At 63.1% G+C, this 23,632-nt stretch carries 20 protein-coding genes and 1 tRNA gene; 5 read left to right on the top strand and 16 right to left on the bottom strand.

Annotation, left to right across the window (positions count from 1 at the left end):
* Positions 1-21: 21 nt before the first annotated feature.
* From NCS00_RS00780 to queC, 5 genes are all read right to left on the bottom strand, one after another.
* Entirely contained in the window at positions 22-690 is a 669-nt protein-coding gene (locus tag NCS00_RS00780) for a tetratricopeptide repeat protein (protein ID WP_034470327.1), read from the bottom strand.
* Positions 687-1,469 (bottom strand): HpcH/HpaI aldolase family protein, encoded by a 783-nt coding sequence (locus NCS00_RS00775; RefSeq protein WP_175979707.1) that lies wholly within the window; start codon positions 1,467-1,469, stop codon positions 687-689. The genes NCS00_RS00780 and NCS00_RS00775 overlap by 4 nt, the downstream gene beginning before the upstream one ends.
* A gap of 181 nt (positions 1,470-1,650) precedes the next feature.
* Positions 1,651-2,097, bottom strand: a complete 447-nt coding sequence (gene queD, locus NCS00_RS00770) for a 6-carboxytetrahydropterin synthase QueD (RefSeq protein ID WP_061146395.1) — start codon at positions 2,095-2,097, stop codon at positions 1,651-1,653.
* A gap of 5 nt (positions 2,098-2,102) precedes the next feature.
* Positions 2,103-2,735, bottom strand: a complete 633-nt coding sequence (gene queE, locus NCS00_RS00765; RefSeq protein ID WP_250438799.1) for a 7-carboxy-7-deazaguanine synthase — start codon at positions 2,733-2,735, stop codon at positions 2,103-2,105.
* Positions 2,736-2,761: 26 nt separating this feature from the next.
* Positions 2,762-3,496 (bottom strand): 7-cyano-7-deazaguanine synthase QueC, encoded by a 735-nt coding sequence (gene queC, locus NCS00_RS00760; protein ID WP_008352176.1) that lies wholly within the window; start codon positions 3,494-3,496, stop codon positions 2,762-2,764.
* Positions 3,497-4,253: 757 nt separating this feature from the next.
* Here queC and NCS00_RS00755 point away from each other — a divergent pair.
* Positions 4,254-5,282 carry a lipopolysaccharide biosynthesis protein gene (locus NCS00_RS00755; protein WP_250438797.1) on the top strand — a complete coding sequence of 343 codons (1,029 nt, stop codon included), beginning with the start codon at positions 4,254-4,256 and terminating at the stop codon, positions 5,280-5,282.
* A 114-nt stretch (positions 5,283-5,396) separates the two neighbouring features.
* Here the strand turns inward: NCS00_RS00755 and NCS00_RS00750 are convergent.
* From NCS00_RS00750 to def, 9 genes are all read right to left on the bottom strand, one after another.
* A tRNA-Phe gene (locus NCS00_RS00750) sits at positions 5,397-5,472 on the bottom strand.
* Positions 5,473-5,555: 83 nt separating this feature from the next.
* Entirely contained in the window at positions 5,556-6,269 is a 714-nt protein-coding gene (gene esaR, locus NCS00_RS00745) for a response regulator transcription factor EsaR (RefSeq protein WP_250438795.1), read from the bottom strand.
* The gene (locus NCS00_RS00740) at positions 6,270-8,696 is read right to left on the bottom strand and encodes a sensor histidine kinase (RefSeq protein WP_175979703.1); all 2,427 of its coding nucleotides are present in this window, start codon (positions 8,694-8,696) and stop codon (positions 6,270-6,272) included.
* A gap of 22 nt (positions 8,697-8,718) precedes the next feature.
* The gene (locus NCS00_RS00735; RefSeq protein WP_008352184.1) at positions 8,719-9,315 is read right to left on the bottom strand and encodes a DUF4390 domain-containing protein; all 597 of its coding nucleotides are present in this window, start codon (positions 9,313-9,315) and stop codon (positions 8,719-8,721) included.
* Positions 9,312-10,730, bottom strand: coding sequence for a 16S rRNA (cytosine(967)-C(5))-methyltransferase RsmB (gene rsmB, locus NCS00_RS00730; RefSeq protein ID WP_250438793.1), 1,419 nt, complete (start codon positions 10,728-10,730; stop codon positions 9,312-9,314). The genes NCS00_RS00735 and rsmB overlap by 4 nt, the downstream gene beginning before the upstream one ends.
* Before the next feature lie 153 nt (positions 10,731-10,883).
* Positions 10,884-11,738 carry a zinc metalloprotease HtpX gene (gene htpX / locus NCS00_RS00725; RefSeq protein ID WP_008352188.1) on the bottom strand — a complete coding sequence of 285 codons (855 nt, stop codon included), beginning with the start codon at positions 11,736-11,738 and terminating at the stop codon, positions 10,884-10,886.
* A gap of 132 nt (positions 11,739-11,870) precedes the next feature.
* Positions 11,871-12,515 (bottom strand): LysE family translocator, encoded by a 645-nt coding sequence (locus NCS00_RS00720; protein WP_008352189.1) that lies wholly within the window; start codon positions 12,513-12,515, stop codon positions 11,871-11,873.
* A gap of 71 nt (positions 12,516-12,586) precedes the next feature.
* The gene (gene fmt / locus NCS00_RS00715; protein WP_250438791.1) at positions 12,587-13,555 is read right to left on the bottom strand and encodes a methionyl-tRNA formyltransferase; all 969 of its coding nucleotides are present in this window, start codon (positions 13,553-13,555) and stop codon (positions 12,587-12,589) included.
* A 3-nt stretch (positions 13,556-13,558) separates the two neighbouring features.
* Positions 13,559-14,062 (bottom strand): peptide deformylase, encoded by a 504-nt coding sequence (def, locus tag NCS00_RS00710; protein ID WP_008352192.1) that lies wholly within the window; start codon positions 14,060-14,062, stop codon positions 13,559-13,561.
* A gap of 201 nt (positions 14,063-14,263) precedes the next feature.
* Here def and dprA point away from each other — a divergent pair, with 201 nt between their 5' ends.
* The 3 genes from dprA to NCS00_RS00695 all read left to right on the top strand — a co-directional run bounded on the left by dprA (position 14,264) and on the right by NCS00_RS00695 (position 18,744).
* Positions 14,264-15,475, top strand: coding sequence for a DNA-processing protein DprA (gene dprA / locus NCS00_RS00705; RefSeq protein ID WP_250438789.1), 1,212 nt, complete (start codon positions 14,264-14,266; stop codon positions 15,473-15,475).
* Positions 15,476-15,549: 74 nt separating this feature from the next.
* Positions 15,550-15,927, top strand: a complete 378-nt coding sequence (locus NCS00_RS00700) for a thioredoxin family protein (RefSeq protein ID WP_175979698.1) — start codon at positions 15,550-15,552, stop codon at positions 15,925-15,927.
* 171 nt (positions 15,928-16,098) lie between these two features.
* Positions 16,099-18,744, top strand: a complete 2,646-nt coding sequence (locus tag NCS00_RS00695) for a DNA topoisomerase III (protein WP_034470315.1) — start codon at positions 16,099-16,101, stop codon at positions 18,742-18,744.
* Positions 18,745-18,825: 81 nt separating this feature from the next.
* On the opposite strand, the gene NCS00_RS00690 is transcribed toward NCS00_RS00695, so the two are convergent.
* Positions 18,826-19,905, bottom strand: a complete 1,080-nt coding sequence (locus NCS00_RS00690; RefSeq protein WP_008352196.1) for a transcriptional regulator GvmR — start codon at positions 19,903-19,905, stop codon at positions 18,826-18,828.
* Positions 19,906-20,245: 340 nt separating this feature from the next.
* Complete coding sequence (locus tag NCS00_RS00685; protein ID WP_250438786.1) at positions 20,246-22,117, bottom strand: phosphoenolpyruvate carboxykinase (GTP); 1,872 nt, start codon at positions 22,115-22,117, stop codon at positions 20,246-20,248.
* Between the two features lie 494 nt (positions 22,118-22,611).
* Between NCS00_RS00685 and NCS00_RS00680 the strand changes: the two genes are divergently transcribed.
* Positions 22,612-23,628 carry a D-2-hydroxyacid dehydrogenase family protein gene (locus tag NCS00_RS00680; RefSeq protein ID WP_008352199.1) on the top strand — a complete coding sequence of 339 codons (1,017 nt, stop codon included), beginning with the start codon at positions 22,612-22,614 and terminating at the stop codon, positions 23,626-23,628.
* The last annotated feature ends 4 nt before the right edge of the window (positions 23,629-23,632 follow it).

The following is a 23,632-nucleotide window of genomic DNA, read 5'->3' as shown; positions in this document are numbered from 1 at the left end:
TTTTTTTATCGACGCGCGCCGTCACTGCGGCTTTTGCTGCTCGAGTTCGGTGCTGAGCTGCAGATACTTGAGCTTCGCCGCCGGATCGCCCTGCGCGGCCGCTGCCGCGTAATAAGCCCGCGCGACATTCAGATTGCGTTCGACGCCATCGCCGCCGCGCTCGTAGAACGATCCCGCGACGTATTGCGCCGTCATGTCGCCGCCTTCCGCAGCCTTCTTGTACCAGGTGAACGCCTGTGTGTTATCGCGCGCGGTGCCGCGTCCGTCGAGGAACTGGTTGGCGAGCGCGAGTTCGGCCTGTACGTGACCCTGATTCGCCGCGCGCAGGAACCAGCGATGCGCCTCCGCCGGATCTTTCTCGACGAACTGGCCGTCGTCGTACATCTTGCCGTACACGTATTGCGCGTGCGTCATGTTGGCGTCGGCGGCGCGGCGCAGCCATTTCTTGCCTTCGGGCACATCCGCCGGGCCGCCCTCGCCGTTGAGCAGCATCATCGCGTAGTTGAATTCGGCGAGGCGGCTGCCTCTTTGCGCCGCACGCCGAAACTCCGAGCGCGCCGCGACGAAATTGCCCGCGTTGTAATCGGCGACGGCGTTTTGCGTCGCGATGTCGGTCGGCTTCGGCGCGTTGTCGGCGCGGGCCGCACCGGCGAGCGCCAGCGCGATGATCGCAGCGGCGGCGGCTTTCATGATCTCGCCTCCTGCAACGCCTGACGCGTCGCCTTCAACAGCCACATTACATCCGCGCCGATCGCGACGAGCTTGACGCCCGCCTGCGCGTACTGCTTCGCGCTCGCGGCATCGAGTGCGAAGATGCCGCTCGCGATGCCCGCGCGATTCGCCGCGTCGACGATCTTCGTGATCGCCGCCTGCACATCCGGATGCTTGCCGTCGCCGAGATGACCGAGGCTCGCGGCCAGATCCGCCGGCCCGATGAACAGGCAATCGACGCCCGGCGTCGCGGCAATTTCATCGACGGCTTCGAGCGCCGCGACCGATTCGATCTGCACGATCGTCGCAATCTGCGCATTCGCGCTCGCCATGTAATCGCGACGCATACCGTATGCCGCCGCGCGCACCGCGCCCGCCACGCCGCGCAGGCCGTGCAGCGCCGCTTCGGTCGGATATTGCGTCAGCCTCACGATGCGCGCCGCCTCTTCCGCCGATTGCACGTTCGGGAACATCAGCGTGCGCGCGCCTGCGTCGAGCGCGCGCTTGACGAGCCAGCCTTCGTTCGCCGGCACCCGCACGATCGGCTCGCTCGGCAGATGCGCGGCGGCGATCGCGCGCAACTGGGCGACGACGTCGGCGCTATCGTTCGGCGAGTGCTCCATGTCGATGCAGAGCCAGTCGAAGCCCGCGTGCGCGAGCGCTTCGGCGGCATCGGCGCTGCCGAGCGACAGCCACAGGCCGAACAACGTGCCCGGTTCGGAGAAGCGCTGCTTGAGGGGATTGGTGAAGGTGCTCATCGCGCGTCTCCTTCGAGCGTTTGAAGGACGGCCACGCGCGGCCACTGGAAAAACGGATGAAGTGACGGCATGCGTGCGCTCCGTGTCTCGCCGCCTCGGAGGATGGGCGACTCATCGGACGATCATACCGTGACAAAAGCACGCGCGCCGGAGGTGCTTCCGGCCGCGCGCACGCCTGAAATCAGCCGCGCTCGACGTCGGCCCAGCAGTTCGGCGTTTCGTACAGACGCACGCGCTTCAGCTTGAGATTGACGCCGTAGTGCGCGTCATAGACTTCCGCGAGAATGTTGAACGCGACGGCCGCGAGGTTCTCGACGGTCGGAATGCGATCGAGCACGACGGTCTTGTGATCCGACAGCGTCTGCAGAAATTCGCGCACCTTGACATCGCCCTCGTAGACGATGAACGCGTGATCCCATTTGTTGACGAGATGCTCCATCGCGAGCGCTTTCACGTCGGCGAAGTCCATCACCATGCCGCGATCGGGCGCGCCTTCCACATCGACGAGATCGCCTTGCAGCGTGATTTCGAGCACGTAGCGATGCCCGTGCAGATTGCGGCACTGGCTGCGGTGATCGGGAATGCGGTGGCCCGCATCGAATTCGAGTTTTCGGGTAATCGTCTGCACGGCGTTCAGGGGATATTCAGGTATTTGTGCGTCTGCATCGACAGGCGCCACTTCGGATGCCGCTTGCACCAGTCGATCGCGAGCCTCGTATTGATGTCGCGCGATGCGTTGTCCATCGGTTGCACGAGAAAGTATTCGAAGTCGAGCTTTTCGTACTCGGCAAGACGCTGGTTGTCCTGCGGCACCACGACTTTCAGCTCGTTGCCTTTGGTCACGACGAGCGGCGCGTCGGCTTTCGGACTCACGCAGATCCAGTCGATGCTCTCGAGCACCGGCAGCGAACCGTTGGTTTCGATCGCCATTTCGAAGCCGGCTTCGTGCAGCGCATCGACGAACGGCTGGTCGATCTGCAGCATCGGCTCGCCGCCCGTGCACACGACGAACTTGTGCGCCTCGCCTTCCGGCCACAGCGATGCGATCTTCGCGACGAGTTCCGCCGGCGTTTTGTACTTGCCACCGTTTTCGCCATCGGTGCCGACGAAATCGGTGTCGCAAAACTGGCAGACAGCGTCCGCGCGATCTTCCTCGCGTCCCGACCACAGATTGCAGCCCGCGAAACGGCAGAACACGGCCGGACGCCCGGCATTGGCGCCTTCGCCCTGCAACGTGTAGAAAATTTCCTTTACCGCGTACGTCATGACTGCTCTGTGAACCTCTAAAAAAATCAGACCGGCGCGGTATCGACCTGCTCGCCCGCGCGATACGCCTCATAACCACGTTTGCGCAGTTTGCATGCCGGGCATTGGCCGCAGCCGAAGCCCCAGTCGTGCAATTCCGCGCGCTCGCCGACATAGCAAGTGTGCGTCTCGACGCGCACCAGTTCGACGAGCGCCTCGCCGCCGAGCGTTTCCGCGAGCCGCCAGGTATCGGCCTTGTCGAGCCACATCAGCGGCGTTTCGAGCGCGTAGCGCGTTTCCATGCCGAGATTGAGCGCGACTTGCAGCGCTTTCATCGTGTCGTCGCGGCAATCCGGATAGCCGGAGAAGTCCGTCTCGCACATGCCGCCGACCAGCACCTTCAGCCCGCGCCGATACGCCACTGCTGCAGCAATCGTCATGAACAGCAGATTGCGGCCCGGCACGAACGTGTTGGGCAGGCCGTTCGCGGTCGCCTGAATCTCGATCTCGCGCGTCATCGCGGTATCGCTGATCGCGCCGAGCACGGACAGATCGATCATGTGATCTTCGCCCAGCCGTTCGGCCCACTGCGGAAACTCGCGCACGATCGCGGCGCGAAAGCCTTCGCGGCACTCGAGTTCCACGCGATGGCGCTGTCCGTAATCGAAACCGAGCGTCTCTACCGTCTTGTAACGTTCGAGCGCCCAGGCGAGGCACGTGGCCGAGTCCTGGCCGCCGGAGAACAGCACGAGCGCGCTGTCTTTAGCGTCTATCCGAGTCACCGTGAAAACTCCGTACTCCGTGAATTTGATGGCGTCGCACGCCGCACAGGCAGTCGGAGTGACCGGACTTCGCGACGAGCGGCGCGGGCAAGACGCCCGCGAGTCCAGTATAGGCCGGCGGCCTTCGCCCGGAAGCGCACGCCTTTTATGCCGCCGATAGCGGAATGCGAGACGGATGACCAGCGCCGGACGAATGTTCCGGCGCGTCGCACGAGCAATTCGGAGCGCCGAAAAGAAAAGGACTTGCGGGGTCCGAGGACGAGGCAAGTCCTTAATTCGGCGCGAATTTTAACACGGAGGGCGGCTGTTCGCCGAGCTCGGCGCGCTGGCGCGCGGGGAAGCGGTAATTCGTGCCATCATCGGAAGAAATAAATCGGCAATTCCGACGAAGTCTCTAAACCCGCCAACACGCGCGCCGTTATACATGTAACAAAATGGCGCGGCCTCGTTACAGCTTCAGGTATTTTTTTCCTTTCGTTGCAGGACACTGGCGCGCCATCAAAGCCCCGTCGAATGACGGCCGCCGTTAATTCGCACTTCGAAGTTACTCGGCTTGAAACCCTCCCGCAGGGTTAAGCGGGACCGCAGGTCCGTTTCCGATCCGCCCTTTCGGCTCACGGCGCTCCTGAAGACGTACCTACTTCACCGATACACAACATCTCCATCAGTAGTACATACAATGAAAAAATACATTCAGACCAGCTTGCGCGTCATTGACGCATTACGGGCACCCAAGGCGAGCCTTATCACCGCTGCCGTGGCAACCAGCGTGGTGCTGGCAGCGTGCGGAGGCGGCGGCAACGACGCGCTCGACACCGCATCGACCACAGCCGCGGCGAGCCGCAAGGCGGCGGCCGCGACAACCACGAGCACGATCTTCTACGGCGCCAACGGTCACAACAACGAAGGCGGCGCGTACGACATCTCCAGCCCGGCAGTGCAGCTCTCGCAGTTGCAGGATCTCGGCGTGAAGCTGTATCGGAACGAGGTGTACAACCAGTCATCGGCGAACAAGCTGGCAGGCATCGCGAAGACGATGGCAGCGGGCGGCGTGACCGTGTATCCCGTCATGCTGATGAGCATCGACTTCAACACCGAGACCGACGCGTATAACGCCGGCTATCAGTTGGGCGTCTGGACGGCCACCGCCTACAAGTACCCGTACTACGAAGTGTCGAACGAACTCGACGCGATGACGATTTACAACAACGTCGACGGCGTCTATCCGCAGCAGTTCGACAACGCGAAATTTCAGATCGCGCGCGGCGTCATTCGCGGCATGATCGCCGGCGTGAAGTCGGTCGATACGAACGGCAAGATCATCATGGGCGGCGGTACGTGGATGCATTACGCCGTGGATCAGATGCTCGCGGCCGGCACCCAGCCGGACGGCACGACGGGGCACCCGGTCGTGAACTGGGACATCACCGCGTGGCACTGGTATTCGGATATGGGCGACATCACCAACGCGTGCGGCGGCACGGGTTGCCATGACGTACTCGGAACACTGCAGCAGTTCGGCAAGCCGATCTGGCTCAACGAATACGGCGTGCGTCCGTGGTATGGCTCGGATCAGCAGATCGCGTCGTATCTCGTCGGCAACAAGATGATGGCGCAGTTCGTCGCGCTGGCGCCGAAGTACAACATCCAGGCGATTCAGACGTACCAGTTGTATGACGATCCGGCTGGCGGCGAAGGCGCGTACGGCCTGCTGAAGAACGACGGCAAAACGCAGAAGGCGTCTTACACCGCGTTCAAGAATTTCGTCGCGGCCAATCCGAAGTAAGCGCCGGATCGCTGAAAAAAAAAACGCGCAGTCGGCTTACACGGACTGCGCGTTTTTCACATGCGGAAAATGAAAAAGCCCGAGAGCGATAACACTCTCGGGCTTCTTGCATTCTGGTGGCCTGGGACGGAATCGAACCATCGACACGCGGATTTTCAATCCGCTGCTCTACCAACTGAGCTACCGGGCCAACGAAGAGGTGAAACTATAGCAGAGACTATCCCGCGCCTCAAGCCCCTTTGCGCATTTTTCTGAAAATGTCCGGGGCCGCGCTCACACCTCGTTCTTGTTCTTCCCAAGATCGACGCCGAGCTGCTTCAACTTGCGATACAGGTGCGTGCGCTCCAGCCCCGTCTTTTCGGCGACGCGCGTCATGCTGCCGTTCTCGCGCGCAAGGTGATATTCGAAGTACGCGCGTTCGAACGCATCGCGGGCGTCGCGCAACGGAATATCGAACGAGATCGACGCCGTCTGCCCAGGCTGATTCTGCGCCGCGCCGCTCGCCGCCGCATCGTTCGATGCATTCAGCGCCGATGCCGTCGGCAGCGCAGCCGCGACCGGCACGCCCGATGCGTTCACGCTCGACGGAGGCTTCGCCGCCGTCGCCGCGGGCGCCGCCGCAGTGCCGTGCGCGAGTCCCTGCTCGACGGCCTTCAGCAGTTTCTGCAGCGCGATCGGCTTTTCGAGGAAGTTGAGCGCGCCGATCTTCGTCGCCTCGACGGCCGTGTCGATAGTCGCATGCCCCGACATCATGATGACCGGCATCGTGAGCTTGCCCTGCGCGGCCCATTCCTTGAGGAGCGTTACGCCGTCGGTATCGGGCATCCAGATGTCGAGCAAAACGAGATCGGGCGTTTGCTGTAGACGGTAGTCGCGCGCGTGCTGCGCGTTTTCCGCCACTTCCACAACATGGCCTTCGTCGCTCAGGATCTCGGAGAGCAGTTCCCGGATCCCCATTTCATCGTCTACCACCAGGATGGTTGCCATTTACGCTGCCCTTGTCTGCACTGTTGCTTTTGTCGTTCCATGATTCGCCGGCGCACCGGAGCCAGGCGTCGCGCCGGGCGCCGCGGTATCGTCCGCGAGTTGTAGAAACAGAATCGATATCTGCGCGCCTTCGATCACATCCGCGCTCTTCGAGCGGTTGCGTATGTCGATGCGCGCGCCGTGCTCGTCGACGATCTTCTTCACGGTCGCAAGTCCCAGGCCCGTGCCTTTCGCTTTCGTCGTCACGTAAGGCTCGAAAGCACGCGAAAGAATACGCGCCGGAAAGCCCGAGCCGTTGTCCGACACAGTCAGGCGAACCGCGACGCGCGCATGACCCGATGCATCGGGCTCGCCATATTCTACTGTCCTCGTTTCGAGCAGCACGCGCGGCTCCGCGACTTCGGCCACCGCATCCTGCGCGTTCTGCAACAAGTTGTGGATGACCTGGCGGATCTGCGTCGCATCGCCGCGTATCACCGGCAGCTTCGCGAGATCGACTTTGATCGGCGTCTTGCCGTCCTCGATGCCGTACAACGTCAGCACTTCCGCGACGAGATCGTTCAGTTGCAGATTGCCGAGCACCGCGGGCGGCGTGCGCGCGTATTCGCGGAAGTCGTCGACCATCTGCTTCATCGCCTGCACCTGATTGACGATGGTCGTCGATGCGCGCTTCAGCACGTCCGCATCCGGCGGCGCGAGCTTGTCGGCGAGCTTCATCTGCAGACGTTCGGCTGAAAGCTGAATAGGCGTAAGCGGATTCTTGATCTCGTGCGCGAGACGCCGCGCGACTTCGCCCCACGCGACGGAACGCTGCGCGGAGATGACATCCGATATGTCATCGAACACGACGACGTAGCCCGTGGTTTCCGCGTCGTCGGTGTCGCTCTCGGTCACGCTCAACAACTGCGTGCCGCGCACGAGCAACGTGAGCGGATCGCTCTCGCCCGGCACCGTCACCGCGACCTGCTGCTGCCAGTGACCGCGATCGCCGACAGGATGATCGCTGCCGACCGCCGCCGCGTCGCGCTCGGCGAACGCCTTTTTGACCATCGCGCCGAACTCGGCGAGCACCTCGATCTGATCGAGCGGCTGATTGAGCAACGCGGAGAACGGTTGGCGGAAGATGCGCTCCGCGCCGCGATTCGCGGTGGAGAGACGGAACTGCCGGTCGAACACGAACACGCCCGCGGTGAGGTTCGCGAGAATGCTCTCCAGATACGCCTTCGAATGCTCCAGTGCGATGCGATTGTTCTCGACCGCCGCGCGCGCCTCGGAAAGCTGGCGCGTCATCGCGTTGAAGGACTGCGTGAGAAAGCCGAGTTCGTCGCGTGAATTGATCTCGCGTTTGGGCGTGTAGTCGCCTTCGGCCACTTCCTTCGTGCCCTGCGCCAGCAGGAACAACGGCCGCGCGAGCTGATTGCCGAGCGCGAGCGCGAGCATCATCGCGATGAAGGTCGCGAGAAAAAGCGCGAGCGTCAGCGTGCCGATATACATCTTGCGCAAGCCGGTGCGCCCGAGCCGCTTCTCCTGATATTCGCGATACGCGCGCTGCACGGCGTCGGCGTTGCGCGCGAGCTCCTGGCTCACGGGCTGCTCGATCTGCAGGAAACGGTCGACGTGCTGAAATTCCGTGGTCGTCGTCGGATCGGGAATCTTCGTGAGCACGCGCAATCGCAATGCGCCCTTCGGCCCGTTCGATTTCGGATCGCCGTCGATCTCGCCTTCGATCGCGCCGTACGGATGATCCTGCGCCTCCCGCAGCATCGTGCCGGTCGGCTCGTTGGCCGGCAGGAGCGCGTAGTAATTGCCCGATGCCTGCGCGACCGTGCGCAATCCGGGCACGCGTTGCGAACTGTTGTTCGCCGCGAGATCCTCGCGGTTGTACTGATCGCGCGGCCGCTCGAACACGACGGCGTCCTGCACGCCGTACTGATCGCGCAGCCGCAAAAGCGACAGCGTGAGACTCGATGGATCGGCGCTCGCGAGCTGATCGCTCATCTGCCGGCCGCGGTTCTTGAAATCGGCGAGCGATGTCTGGAGCATGCCGCGCCCGAGCGTCAGACCGGAGGTGAGCGCGGTTTCGACATTCACGTCGAACCACGACTCGATGCTGCGCGACACGAACTGATACGAAACCACATAGATGATCGCGCCCGGCACCACGCCGACGAGCGCGAAGATGAACGCGAGCTTGGCGAGCAGGCGCGTGCCGAAGCGCCCTTGCCTCACCCTCGACACGATGATGATGAACAGGCTGATGACGATCAGCATGAAGACCATCGCCACCGCGACATTCGCCGCGTAGAGCCAGCCGTAGTAGCGGTCGAAGAACTCGGTGTTCGCGCTCGCGAGCGCGAGCATCACGAGCAGCAGGACTGCCGTGAGCGCCACCGTGGAGACCAGCAAGCGGACGACGAAACTCTTCATGTCCGTGCGGCCGCGTCGAAATCTATTTCGCACGTTCTGCCGCCGTAAAAGTAAAACGCTTCCAGTCCGAGGAAAGGTTCCAGTCGCGATTGTTCACCGCGTCGATCTGGAACGGCTTGGGCATCAATGCGATGTCGAGCTGCATACGCACCGATGCGGTATAGGTTTCGCCGCCATGCACCTGATTACGGTCGATGACATGCCACGAAGTCACATGCTTGATGACCGCGAGCGCTTCGTTCAACGATGCGAAGCGCAACTGCAGGCCGCCCGTCGACACGCGATATTCGTTCGTGAGCGGTTGAAATGACAGACGGATGCTCTGCGACACGTTGACCGGCTCTTCATCGAACCAGTACCAGCGCGGTCTCGACAGGTTGAAGTCGATCGTGAAATAGAGCGGCACGCTGCGGTTCACGGCATCTTCGAGGCTGTTGTTCAGGTCGAAGTCGAAATGCGCGTCCAAGCTCCAGCCGGCATTGTCCGCTTGCAGCGACGCGCGCTGCACGGCGATCGTCTCGGCGAACGCGGAATCGGCCGCGGCGAACGTCAGCCAGAGCGTCAGCGCAGTCCAGATGACGGCCGCGAGCCGAAGCGGAAAAAAGCGTTTGATCGTCACCGTTTCTGAAAGCGCGCGTAGAAGAATCCGTCGTGGTCCGCGAGAGTCTCCGCGTCCCGATGCGGGCTCGCGAGATTTGTACTGTCCGGTGAACCTTGCGCCGCGACCGCGCTTGCGCGCGCCGCTGTCGGCAACAATTGGCCCGGCGCGTCCAATCGTACCGCATCTTCATGTGCGGTTCCAAACCAGCGGGCCTGCTCTTCGCCCTCCTCGGGAAAGATGGAGCACGTCACGTAGAGCAGCTCGCCGCCCTTCGCGACGAGCGGCCACAGCGCGCTCACGATGCGCCTTTGCTCGGCGACGAGCGCATCGATATCCGATGCGCGCCGCAGCCAGCGAATATCCGGATGACGCCGCACGATGCCCGACGCCGAGCACGGCACGTCCGCGAGAATGCGGTCGAGGGGCGCGCCGTCGAACCATTGCGCGGGATCGCCCGCGTCGCCGATCTTGATTTGCGCGTCGAGTTTCAGACGCTGCAAGTTTTGTCCGATGCGGCCAGAACGCTCGGCGTCGCTTTCGAGCGCGATCAGATCGACGTTCGCGAGTTCGAGAATGTGGCCCGTCTTGCCGCCCGGCGCGGCGCAGGCATCGAGCACGCGCATGCCGTCCTTCACGCCGAGCAGTTGCGCGGCGAGCTGCGCGCCGGCGTCCTGCACCGACACGACGCCTTCGTCGAACCCGGGAATGCGATCGACGGGCATCGGCGTTCTCAGGCGCACCGCGTGCAGGCCGGCGGCGTCGGCTTCGATATGCGCGTCGCGGAGGCGCGCGAGATAGTCGTCGACGCTCGCGTGCCGCGCGTTCACGCGAAGCGTGAGCGGACCTTGCGCGTTGCCCGCTTCGAGGATGCGCTCCCAGGCATCCGGCTGGCCGCGCTTCACCGCGTCGATCCACCATTGCGGATAATTCCAGCGCGCGACTTCGCTTGTGCGCGTTTCGTCGATCAGCGTGTCGCGCTCACGCAGAAAATTGCGCAGCACCGCGTTCACCAGGCCCTTCGCAAACGCGAATTCGCGGCGCGCGGCGATCGCGCTCACCGCCTGATCGACCACGGTGAAGGGCGAGTAAGCGGCATGCGCTTCGTCGTCGGTCAGCAGCGCGAACGCGCAGACGAGCACGTTCGCCACATGCGGCGGCGGCGCCTTCTTCACGAGCCTGTGCAGCAGCGCATCGGCGAGCGCGAGACGGCGCATCGTCCGATACGCGATGTCCTGCACCGCCCCGCGCGCGCTCGCGTGCTTCGCCGACGCGACGACCGTCTGCAACGCCGCCGGCAGCGCCGAGCCAGCGCGCACCGCGCCGACGGCCTGCGCCGCGCTGTCGAGCGCGAACGCGAGCGAATCGGGCGCGAGACGCATCGCGCTCAGACGGAAATGCGCGGCGGCGGGCCGGCGGGAAGGGTTGTCGGTCATGGCGAAACGGGGACGGTCAACGGCGACGCGCAGAGTTCGCGCGAACGGGGAATTGTAACGTGCGGGAATTGCGCGCCCGGACGGCGGCGGCCGAACAGGAAAAAGGCCGCTCCGGCGTAACCGGAACGGCCTTGCTTTACGACGTTGCAGGTTTTAGAAGCGGCCGGTGCGCGCCATTTCCATCAGGCGGGCGACGCGCTCTTCGGTCGCCGGGTGCGTCGAGAACAGATTCGCGATGCCGCCGCCCGACAGCGGATTCATGATCATCATCTGCGCAGTCGCCGGATGCTGCTCGGCGGTCGGGAACGGCACGCCGGTCGCGTATGCGTGAATCTTCTCGAGCGCACTCGCGAGCGCTTGCGGATCGCCCGAAATTTCCGCGCCGCCGCGATCGGCTTCGAATTCGCGCGCGCGGGAAATCGCCATCTGGATCAGCGCACCCGCGATCGGGGCGAGAATTGCCACCAGAATGCTCGCGATGGGATTCGCCGGACGACCTTCGTCGTCGCGACCGCCGAAGAACATCGCGAAGTTCGCGAGCGCGGAGATCGCGCCGGCCATCGTCGCGGAGATGGTCGAGATGAGGATGTCGCGGTGCTTCACGTGCGCCAGTTCGTGCGCCATCACGCCGCGCATTTCACGCTCGGACAGCACGCGCAAAATGCCCGTGGTCGCCGCGACCGCCGCGTGCTCGGGATTGCGGCCCGTGGCGAACGCGTTCGGCGCGTCTTCGTTGATCAGATAGACGCGCGGCATCGGCAATTGAGCGCGCGTCGCGAGCTCGCGCACCATGCGATAAAACTGCGGCGCGGTGGTTTCGTCGACTTCCTGCGCGTTGTACATGCGCAGGACCATCTTGTCCGAGAACCAGTACGAAAAGAAATTCATGCCGAGCGCGACGATCAGCGCGAGCATCATGCCCTTCGATCCGCCGATCATTCCGCCGATCACGACAAAGAGGGCCGTGATCGCAGCCATCAGCATCGCGGTTTTGACCCAGTTGAACATGTCCGGAGCTCCTCTCCCTGTATGCAGTGCGCGAAGTGCGCGGTTGCCCCGGCCAACATGACCGGGACGACAATTGTAAGCAAAATGTTAGATAGTGGCAGCCGGCAATAATTCAATCCGAGATTGCGCGATTTATCGATGCGTCGTCGCGAGTTTGATACCGAGTCCGACGAACGCGCTGCCGACCCCGCGATCCAGCCACTTCTTCACGCCCGATTTGCCCGCGAAGCGCTCGGTGACGCTGCCCGCGATCCACGCGACGAAGCTGTTCCAGACCGTGCTCATCGCGATGAACACGACCCCGAGCGCGAGAAACGCGAGCGTCTTGTGCTGGCTGTCGGCGGCGACGAACTGCGGAAAGAACGACACGAAGAACAACACGACCTTCGGATTCAACACGTTCGTGACGAAGCCTTGCGCGAAAAGCTGGCCGAGCGATTTCGGCGTGGCTTTTTCGTTTTGCGTCTCGCGCGCGGTTTCGGTGTCGTCGTGCTTCGCGAAAATGAGGCGCACGCCGAGATAAATCAGATAAATCGCGCCGGCAATCTTGATGACCGTGAACGCCGTCGCCGATGCAGCGAGAATCGCCGTCAACCCGAAGGCGCACGCGAGCGTATGGACGATGCAGCCAGCGGAAATCCCGAGCGCCGAAACGATGCCCGCGCCGCGTCCTTGAGCGACGCTGCGTCCGACGATGTAAGCCGTATCGGGGCCGGGCGTGACGTTTAGAAGAAAGACGGCGACGAGAAAGAAGGTGAAACCGGTAATGCCGAGCATCGAAAAACTCCAGACAGACAGGCGCGCGTTGACAACGATTTATTTTAGCGCTGCGTCTGTCCTGCCGTCCTTCACTGCAGCGTGAAACGCTGGCCCTTCGCGAGCGGCGCGCCCGCGAGAAATTCCCGCGCGGGCAAGCGCTTGCCGCCCGGTTTCTGAAGTTGCGTGAGTTTGAGCGCGCCGCTGCCGCACATAACGACGATACCGTCCGGGGAAACATCGGCGATGGCGCCCGGTTCGCCCGCACCGTCGACCGGTTGCGCCGCCCAGATCTTGATCGGCGCACCGTCGAGCGTGCCGAACGCGCCGGGAAACGGATCGAACGCGCGAATCTGGCGCGCGAGCTCTTCCGCCGGACGACGCCAGTCGAGCGCGGCTTCGTTCTTCGCGATCTTTTCCGCGTAGGTCGTGCCTTCGTCCGGCTGCGGCGTGGACGGCAATGCGCCATCGCGTTCGAGATCGCGCAGCGCGGCGACGATCAACTCCGCGCCAATCTGCGCGAGCCTGTCGTGAAGCGTGGCGGTCGTGTCGTCGGCGAGAATCGGCGTGCGCGCCTCACGGATCATCGCGCCGGTGTCGAGGCCGGCGTCCATCTGCATCAGCGTGATGCCGGTTTCTGCGTCGCCCGCTTCGATCGCGCGATGGATCGGCGCCGCGCCACGCCAGCGCGGCAACAGCGAAGCGTGAATGTTGATCGCGCCGCGCGGCGGAATATCGAGCACCTCCTGCGGCAGGATGAGCCCGTATGCGGCGACGACCATCACGTCGTGCGGCGTGGCCTTCAGCAAATCGATGGCTTCCGCCGCTTCCTGCGGATACTTGCCCGCGCGACGCAGCGACGTTGGCTGCGCGACCTTCAGACCATGCTCGACGGCGAAGCGCTTGACCGCACTGGCGGTCAGCTTCATGCCGCGTCCGGCGGGCCGGTCGGGCTGCGTCAAAACCAGCGGCACGGAAAAACCGGCTGCATGAATGGCCGCGAGCGCGGCGGCAGCGAATTCCGGCGTACCGGCGAAAACCACGCGCAGCGATTGAGTCATCGGTTACAGCGCCTTTTCCAGCTTTTTCATCTTGCCGCGAATGCGCGTCTGCTTAAGCGTCGACAGATATTCCACGAAAACGTGGCCAGCCAGATGATCCATCTCGTGCTGGATGCACACCGCGAGCAAGCCGTCGCAATCGAGCTCGAAGGTTTCGCCCTTCTCGTTCAGCGCCTTCACGCGCACCTTGTCAGGGCGCTCGACGAAGTCGTAAATGCCCGGCACCGAAAGACAGCCCTCTTCCCATTCCTTCTTCTGCTCGCTCGTCCAGACGAGCTCAGGGTTGATGAAGACCATCAGCTGGTCGTGCGCGTCCGAGACGTCGATCACGATCACGCGCTCGTGCACATCCACCTGCGTCGCGGCAAGGCCGACGCCGGGCGCGGCGTACATCGTCTCGGCCATGTCGGCGACGAGCTTGCGGATGCGGTCGTCGACCACGGCGACAGGTTTCGCCACCTTGTTCAGACGCTTGTCCGGGTAGTTGAGTATCTTGAGCAGAGCCATGATTCGGATTGTCTACGCGCGCCGCGACGCGTGTAAATCGGCCATTCGGCCAGGTTGCGGGTAATGGGGCGGCATGCCGAAGATATGCGGGTGAATCCAGTGGATTCAACGCCGCCGGCAAGCGGCCGATGGGCGTCGCTGCGGGCTTTCAAACGTGCCTGAGCGACCTTTCTTTATCTATTCCGGATCAAAAATCTTAACATGACGACCGCCGACCTGCCGACCGAGGAAGCCGCCTCCACACTCGATGCCGACGAACTGCGCGCCTGGCTGCGGCTCGCGCACGCCAAAGGGCTGCGCCCGCTCGCGCTGCGCACGTTGCTCGGTACTTTCGGCGGTCCGCGCGAGGTTTTGTGGGAGAGTTTTGCGACGCTCGCGGAAACCACCGACGCCCGCACAGCCGAAGCCGTGCTCGCGCCACCCGCGGACATCGAAGGCGTTTCGTTCGACCACTATATTGAAGCGGCTTTGGCGTGGGCATCCGAACCGGGCAACCACGTCCTGACGCTCGCCGACGCCGCCTATCCGCAAGCGCTGCTGACGATGCCCGATCCGCCGCCGTTGCTCTATGCGAAGGGCCGGCTCGATCTGCTGCAGGCGCGCGCGGTGGCCATCGTCGGCAGCCGGCATGCGACGCCGCAAGGTCTGGAGGACGCGCGCCGCTTCGCCCGCGTGCTGTCGGATGCGGGACTTGCGGTCGTGTCGGGGCTCGCGCTCGGCATCGATGCGTCCGCGCATCGCGGAGCGCTGGAGGGTGCGACCGGCACGGTGTCGGTCATCGGCACGGGCGCCGATCTCGTGTATCCCGCCGCGCATCACACGCTCGCGCACGAAATCGCCCGCGACGGCGCGATGCTCTCCGAATGGCCGCTCGGCACGCCCGCGCGCTCCGCCAACTTCCCACAGCGCAACCGGCTGATCGCGGGATTGTCGGGCGGCGTGCTGATCGTCGAAGCCGCGATGCGCTCCGGCTCGCTCATCACCGCGCGGCTCGCCAACGAAATGGGGCGCGATGTTTTTGCGATGCCTGGCTCCGTCCACGCGCCGCTTTCGCAGGGTTGTCATCGGCTGATAAAGGAGGGCGCGAAGCTCGTCGAAACGCCGGAAGAAGTGCTCGAAGAGTTCGGTTTCTCGTCGGCGCAGGCAAGCGCGGCGGGGTCGGCGGCAAAGCGCGGGAGGCTGCGGCCGGTGAGCGCATCGTGGGCATCGGCGGCGTTGCACGACACGCCGATGAACGCCGATGCCGCGCGCGTGCTCGGCGCGCTCGGCCATGCGCCCGCGACGCTTGAAATCCTCGCGACGCGCACCGATCTGGACGGGGCGGCGTTGCAAGGCGCGCTGCTGCAGCTCGAATTGTCGGGCCAGGTGGCCGCGCTCGCGGGCGGTCGCTACGCGGCGGTGCAGCGCTCGTGATTCCTCGTCGTGCTACATTCGCGGAAAAATGAGCCGTCCCCGCAGCCGATACCAATAAGGATCTCGCACCCGTCATGTCCGCGCTGAATCTCGATACCGACGCCGATCTCATCGCGGAACGCATCGCCGTGCCCGGCACGCTGTTCGTCGCCTGCCTGTGCGCGGAATGGTGCGGAACGTGCCGCGAGTATCGCGAAGGGTTCGACAAGCTGGCGGACGCGCATCCGGACGTCTGCTTCGCGTGGATCGACATCGAGAATCACGCCGACCGTTTCGACGATCTCGACGTGGAAAATTTTCCTACCATCCTGATCGAGGACTCGGTCACGACGCGATTCTTCGGCACGGTTCTGCCGCAGGCTTCCATCGTCGACCGGATGCTCACCGATCTGACCGCGCTGCCGGGCATGGTCGGTGCGCCGAAACTGCGCCCGGCGCTTGCTACGGCCTGATTGCGACGCCCGCGAAACGCACCTTTCGCGTCTGTCGCAACGCGCTTCGCGGGCCGGATATCGAAACGCCCGGATTCGCGGTTCGGCGCCCGCCGCGCAAAGCGTGTGCTATAAAGCGGTCGTTAAAGCAGTCCAAACCGGGCCGCTGCCAGTTACCAACCCTTTTGAGTCATGTCCAAAGCCCTGATCATCGCTGAGAAGCCTTCCGTCGCGAACGACATCGCGCGTGCGCTGGGCGGCTTCACCAAGCATGACGAGTACTACGAGAGCGACGACTACGTGCTCTCGTCCGCGGTCGGCCATCTGCTCGAGATCGCGGCGCCCGAGGAGTACGACGTCAAGCGCGGCAAATGGAGCTTCGCCAATCTGCCGGTCATTCCGCCGCATTTCGACCTGAATCCCATCGCGAAAAGCGAGTCGCGCCTCAAGGTGCTGACGAAGCTGATGAAGCGAAAAGATATCGACCGCCTCATCAACGCATGCGACGCGGGGCGCGAGGGCGAGCTGATTTTCCGTCTGATCGCGCAGCATGCGAAGGCGAAGCAGCCGGTCCAGCGCCTGTGGCTGCAGTCGATGACGCCCGCCGCGATCCGCGAAGGCTTCGCGAACCTGCGCAGCGACGCCGACATGCAGCCGCTCGCCGACGCCGCACGCTGCCGCTCGGAAGCGGACTGGCTCGTCGGCATCAACGGCACGCGCGCGATGACCGCGTTCAACAGCAAGGGCGGCGGTTTCTTCCTGACGACCGTCGGCCGCGTTCAGACGCCAACGTTGTCGATCGTCGTCGAACGCGAAGAGAAGATTCGGCGATTCGTGCCGCGCGATTACTGGGAAGTGCGCGCCGAGTTCATCGCCGCGAAGGGCCTGTACGAAGGCCGCTGGTTCGATCCGAAGTTCAAGCGCGTCGAAAACGATCCGGAGCAGCGCGATTCGCGCCTGTGGAGCCTGCCGGCGGCGGAATCCATCGTCGCGGCCTGCCGCGGCAAGACCGGCACCGTGACCGAGGAATCGAAGCCGTCGACGCAAATGTCGCCGCTGCTGTTCGATCTGACCAGCTTGCAGCGCGAAGCCAACAGCCGCTTCGGCTTTTCGGCGAAGAACACGCTCGGCCTCGCGCAAGCGCTGTACGAAAAGCACAAGGTTCTCACCTATCCGCGTACCGACGCGCGCGCGCTGCCCGAGGACTACCTGAACACGGTCAAAGACACGATGACCATGCTCAAGGAGAGCAACAACTATCTGCCGTTCGCGAAGCAGGTGCTCGACAAGGGCTGGGTGAAGCCGAACAAGCGCATCTTCGACAATTCGAAGATCAGCGACCACTTCGCCATCATCCCGACGCTGCAGGCGCCCAAAGCGCTGTCCGAGCCCGAGCAGAAGCTGTATGACCTCGTCGTCAAGCGCTTCCTGTCGGTGTTTTTCCCGGCGGCCGAATATCTCGTGACGACGCGCATCACCGAAGTTTCCGGGCATCACTTCAAGACGGAAGGCAAGGTGCTGGTCGAGCCCGGCTGGCTGCAGGTCTACGGCCGCGAAGCCGCGGGCGAGGAAGGCAATCTCGTGCCGGTGCAGAAGGACGAAAAGGTCGATGTCGAAAAGGTCGAGGCGCACGGTCTCGTGACCAAGCCGCCCGCGCGCTACAACGAGGCGTCGCTGCTTTCGGCAATGGAAGGCGCGGGCAAGCTCGTCGAAGACGAGGAACTGCGCGACGCGATGGCCGCGAAAGGTCTCGGCACGCCGGCGACGCGCGCGGCGATCATCGAAGGTCTGCTCGGCGAGAAGTACATGGTGCGCGAAGGCCGCGAGCTGATCCCGACGGCCAAGGCATTCCAGCTGATGACCTTGCTGCGCGGTCTCGGCGTCGAGGAGCTCACCGCGCCCGAATTGACGGGCCAGTGGGAGCACAAGCTTTCGCAGATGGAGCGCGGCAACCTGCATCGCGATGCGTTCATGCAGGAAATCGCGCGCATGACGCAAACCATCGTCAAACGCGCGAAAGAGTACGACTCCGACACGATCCCCGGCGATTACGCGACGCTCGAAACGCCGTGTCCGAATTGCGGCGCGCAGGTGAAGGAGAACTATCGCCGGTTCGCGTGCACGAAGTGCGAGTTTTCGATTTCGAAGATTCCGGGCGGACGTCAGTTCGAGATTCCTGAAGTCGAGGAATTGCTGCGCGAGAAGACCATCGGGCCGCTGTCGGGCTTTCGCAGCAAGATGGGCCGTCCGTTCTCGGCGATCCTCAAGCTCGCGTTGGACGACGAAATCAAGAACTACAAGCTCGAATTCGACTTCGGTCAGGATTCCGGCGGCGAAGACGGCGAACCGCCCGATTTCTCCGAGCAGACGCCGGTCGGCGCATGTCCGAAATGCCAGTCGCGCGTGTTCGAACACGGCATGAGCTATGTGTGCGAAAACTCGGTGTCGAATCCGAAGACTTGCGACTTCCGCTCCGGCAAGGTGATCCTTCAGCAGGAAATCACCCGCGAACAGATGGAAAAGCTGCTGGGCGCGGGCCGCACCGATCTGCTGACGAACTTCAAGTCGTCGCGCACCGGACGCAACTTCAAGGCATTCCTCGTGAAGCAGCCGGATGGCAAGATCGGCTTCGAATTCGAGAAGAAAGAGGCCAAACCGGGCGCGAAGACGGCGGCGAAGCGCGGCGCGACAGCGGAAGCTCAAGCCGACAGCGGCGACGACAACGGCGACAGCGATGTCGCAGTCGCCGCCAAGACCACGTCCGCGAAGACTGCAGCCAAGAAAGCGCCCGCGAAGAAGGCGGCAGCGAAGAAAGCTCCGGCGAAGAAGACGAGCTGATCGTTCTCGGAGTCCGTCAGAAAGAAAAACCCCCGCGAGAAACGTCGCGGGGGTTTTTTATTTGCGCCTGGCGCGAGCCTTTCAGAAAGGCGATGCCGCCGGCACACGCCCTCGCGTACGCGACGGTTTCGATAGCTTCGGCGCGAGCTCGCCGTCGATCGGGCGCGCGCGCGGCGCGGGCGTCGCCGGTTCGTCGGCGTGCTCGTAGTGCGAATGCGCCACCGGCCTGCCGCGGCCATCGCGAATCCACTGCTCGCCGAGTTGATGATTCGGCGTCTGGCTGAAATGCTCGACGAGGTGATCGATGAACGTCCGCACCTTCGCCGGCAAATGACGGCGGCTCGGATACGCGACGTTGATCTCGACCTGCGGCAATTGATAGTCGCCGAGCAGACGCACGAGCTGGCCGCGCGTCGTGTCGTTGCCGATCAAATAGCTCGGCAAAATCGCGATGCCCATGCCGAGCAGCGCGAACTGCCGCAGCATCTCCGTGTTGTTCGCGATGATCACGTTCTGCGGCCGCACACGCACTTCGCCTTCCGGACCGGTGAACACGCGCTCGTCGCCCCAGTATTCCGACGGCAAGCTCAGGCACGGATGCTCGAGCAGATGCTCGGGGCGCGTCGGCGTGCCGTGCGTTTCGAGATACGCGGGCGTCGCGCAGACAGTCATGCAGCCCGTCGTCAGACGCCGCGTGACGACGCTTGCGCTTTTCACCTGCCGCGCGATCACGATGCCGACATCGAAGCCTTCCTCGACCAAATCGACCTGACGATCCACCAGCGTCACGTCCGGCACGACTTTCGGATAACGCTGCGCATACGTCTGTAACACGGGCGCGAGATTATGCAGACCGAACACGACGGGCGCGACGATCCTGAGCGAACCGAGCGGTTCGTGATTGCGCGCCACCACCATTTGTTCGACGTCTTCCAGTTCGTCGAGAATTTGCCGCGCCCGCTCCAGATAAACCTGGCCGGACTCGGTGAGCGAGAGGCTGCGCGTCGTGCGGTTGAGCAAGCGCGTGCCGAGGCGTCCTTCCAGGTCCGCGACGTGCCGCGTAGCCACCGCATTGGAGATGTCCATCGCGCTTGCGGCACGGGCGAAACTCCCGAGATCCGCGACGCGGACGAATACTCTCATCGACTGCAAATGATCCATAAGACAACTCCTGCCGCTAGACGGCTCGAATTCTGCTGCAAAGCAATTCAGGATTATCCTAGGACCGGCGTTTTTGTGCAGAAGTTGCCCGGAAGCACAAAAAAATCGAAAAAAATCTGGATGTTAGGCGCGTTACGCGGATGAAAGATCACCGATTGTTGCGATTTGCACAACACCAAGATCAGTGCAATCCGATTGATGGAATTTTGAAAGCACTTGCCGCGTCAATTTCGGCGGTGTACGCGAGGAGCAAATCGGGCCCGTCGCTGCGGGCCCGATAAAAAGGGATTGATTCAGTTTTCGATATAAATCCGGCGCGCGAGCGCGCCGGATGCGACGCTTATGCGGCGAGGCGCTTCTCCATACCGGCCTTGGCGTCCGGCAGAGCTTCCGGCAAACCGTGCTTGAGCTTCGAAAAAAACTCGTCGTGGAGCGCGAGTTCGTCGCGCCAGGCGGCATCGCTGACGGAGATGACCTGCTCGAACTGCTCGCGCGAGAAGCCGAGCGCGCCCCAGTCGATGTCCTCGTAGCGCGGCGAAATGCCGAACGCGTGCTCCTCGCCCTTCGCGGTGCCTTCGATACGGCCGATCATCCAGTTCAGCACGCGCATGTTTTCGCCGAAGCCCGGCCACACGAACTTGCCGTCGTCGCCCTTGCGGAACCAGTTGACGCAGAAGAACTTCGGCGCTTTCGCGTTCGTCGCTTCGAGGCGCTCGCCCATTTTCAGCCAGTGGCCGAAATAATCGGCCATGTTGTAGCCGCAGAACGGCAGCATCGCGAATGGATCTCGGCGCACGACGCCTTGTTGCCCCGCGGCGGCGGCGGTGGTTTCGGAGCCCATCGTCGCGGCCATGTAGACGCCTTCCTTCCAGTCGCGCGCTTCGGTGACGAGCGGCACGGTGCTGGAGCGGCGTCCGCCGAAGATGAACGCATCGATCGGCACGCCGGCCGGATTTTCCCAATCGGCATCGATCGACGGACATTGCGACGCCGGCGCGGTGAAGCGCGCGTTCGGATGCGCGGCTTTCGCGCCGGTTTCCTTCGCGATTGCCGGCGTCCAGTCGCGGCCCTGCCAGTCGATCAGATGCGCGGGCGGCGTGTCGGTCATGCCTTCCCACCAGACATCGCCGTCGTCGGTCAGCGCGACGTTCGTGAAGATCACGTTTTCCTTCAACGTGGCCATCGCGTTGAAGTTGGTCTTTTCGCTCGTGCCGGGCGCGACGCCGAAATAGCCCGCTTCCGGATTGATCGCGTAGAGACGCCCGTCGCGGCCCGGCTTGATCCACGCGATGTCGTCGCCGATGGTCGTGACCTTCCAGCCGTTCAGGTCGCTCGGCGGAATCAGCATCGCGAAGTTGGTCTTGCCGCACGCCGACGGAAACGCCGCCGCGACGTGATACTTGCGCCCCTGCGGCGAGGTCACGCCGAGAATCAGCATGTGCTCGGCGAGCCAGCCTTCGTCGCGGCCCATCGTCGAGGCGATGCGCAGCGCGAAGCATTTCTTGCCGAGCAGCGCGTTGCCGCCGTATCCCGAGCCGAAGCTCCAGATTTCGCGCTTTTCGGGAAAATGGACAATGTACTTCGTGTCGTTGCACGGCCAAGGCACGTCCTTGCGCCCATCGACGAGCGGCGCACCGACGGAATGCACGCACGGCACGAACTCGCCGTTCTCGCCCAACACGTCGTACACGGCGCGTCCCATGCGCGTCATGATGCGCATGTTCGTCACGACATACGGGCTGTCCGACAATTCCACGCCGATATGCGCGATCGGCGAGCCGAGCGGGCCCATCGAGAACGGCACGACATACATCGTGCGGCCGCGCATGGACCCGTCGAACAGGCCGTCGAGCGTGACGCGCATTTCCTGCGGATCGATCCAGTTATTCGTGGGGCCGGCGTCTTCGCGCCGCTGCGAGCAGATGAACGTGCGATCTTCGACGCGCGCCACGTCCGAGGGATCCGAGCAGGCGAGGAAGGAATTCGGGCGCTTCTCGGGATTGAGCTTCTTCATCGTGCCGGCTTCGACCATCTGCTGGCAGAGCCGATCGTATTCTTCCTGCGACCCGTCGCACCATTCGATGCGATCCGGCTTGGTCAGGGCCGCGATTTGCTGGACCCATTCGATGAGTCTTCGGTGCCGGACATAGGCCGGCGCTTCGATTTCGACGGCGTTTTTTTGGTTGTCTTCGACTACTGCGGGCTGGTTCATCGAGCTGTCTCCGTTCTTCTGCAATGAAAACCAATGGCCCCACTGACGCTGCATGCGAGAGGCGTGTGCGACTCGAACCGCCGGGCGCTTTCGTGCATTTTGCAGCGCTGCTTTACGCGCTTTCATCGCACGAAATGCGGTTCGCGAGCCAATGCGGCGTCACGGGCATGAATCCTTACGCAGCAAACCGTACCTTTTCGCGGCTTGCGTCGCAAAGGAACAAACTGTTAAAAAGAGATACTAAGTGGCCTGTCTCCTCGCGGATCATCGTGTTTTCCGCTACTTGTGCCGAATTTCTTTATTTTGGCGCGGCCTGACGAGACTCCTGAAAAATGGGAGTCAAGCATAACACTGCATTGCATGAACTCGTTGATGCAGCGCAATAACGACGAATAGAGCGCAATTTATCGGTATTTACCCGAACTTAGCGCTACATTCTCGCCTTCGATTAAAAAGCAGCACGTTTGATGCCTAACAAAAGCCACCCAATGCCCATGAAAATCGCCATTCTCGACGACTACCAGGATGCCGTCCGGAAGCTCGATTGCTTCCATCTGCTCGATGACCATGAGGTGAAGGTCTTCAATAACACGGTGCGCGGTCTCGGACAGTTGGCCAGCAGACTCTCGGAAGTGGACGCGCTCGTGCTGATTCGCGAACGCACGCGCATCAGCTCGCAACTGCTCGACAAATGTCCGAAACTGCGCATGATCAGCCAGACGGGACGCGCGGGCGGCGGGCATATCGATATCGATGCGTGCACGGAACGCGGCATCGCAGTGCTCGAAGGCACAGGTTCACCGATCGCACCCGCCGAACTGACGTGGGCGCTCATCATGTCGGCGCAGCGGCGCATTCCGCAGTACGTCGCAAACCTGAAGCAAGGCGCGTGGCAGCAGTCGGGGTTGAAGACATCGGCGCTGCCGCCGAATTTCGGCTTGGGCCAAGTGTTGCGCGGACAGACGCTCGGCATCTGGGGCTACGGCAAGATCGGCAAGCTCGTCGCGGGCTACGGCAAAGCGTTCGGCATGAACGTGCTCGTCTACGGACGGGAGCATTCGGCAAGCGCCGCGCGCGAAGATGGATTCGCGGTCGCCGAAAGCCGCGAGGCGCTTTTCGAACAGAGCGACGTGCTCACGCTGCATCTGCGTCTGACGGACGAGACGACTGGCATCGTCAAGCAGGACGATCTGATGCGTATGAAGCCGACCGCGCTGTTCGTCAACACGAGCCGCGCCGAACTGCTCGAAGAGAACGCGCTGCTCAACTCGCTGCACCACAACCGGCCGGGCATGGTCGCCGTCGATGTGTTCGAAAGCGAGCCGATTCTGCAAGGCTACGGCCTGCTGCGTCTGGAGAACGTGATCTGCACGCCGCACATCGGCTATGTGGAGCGCGAGAGTTACGAGCTGTATTTCGGCGCGGCGTTCAGGAACATCCTCGCGTTCGATGCGGGCGATACCTCGAGCGTTTTCAACAAGGAAGCGCTTCACCACGCGCGCCGCCGTTGAGTTT

Origin of the sequence: Caballeronia sp. AZ1_KS37, from assembly GCF_023631165.1 — a bacterium.
Taxonomy (GTDB): Bacteria; Pseudomonadota; Gammaproteobacteria; order Burkholderiales; family Burkholderiaceae; genus Caballeronia; species Caballeronia zhejiangensis.
This window is presented reverse-complemented; position numbering and strand designations above follow the sequence as displayed.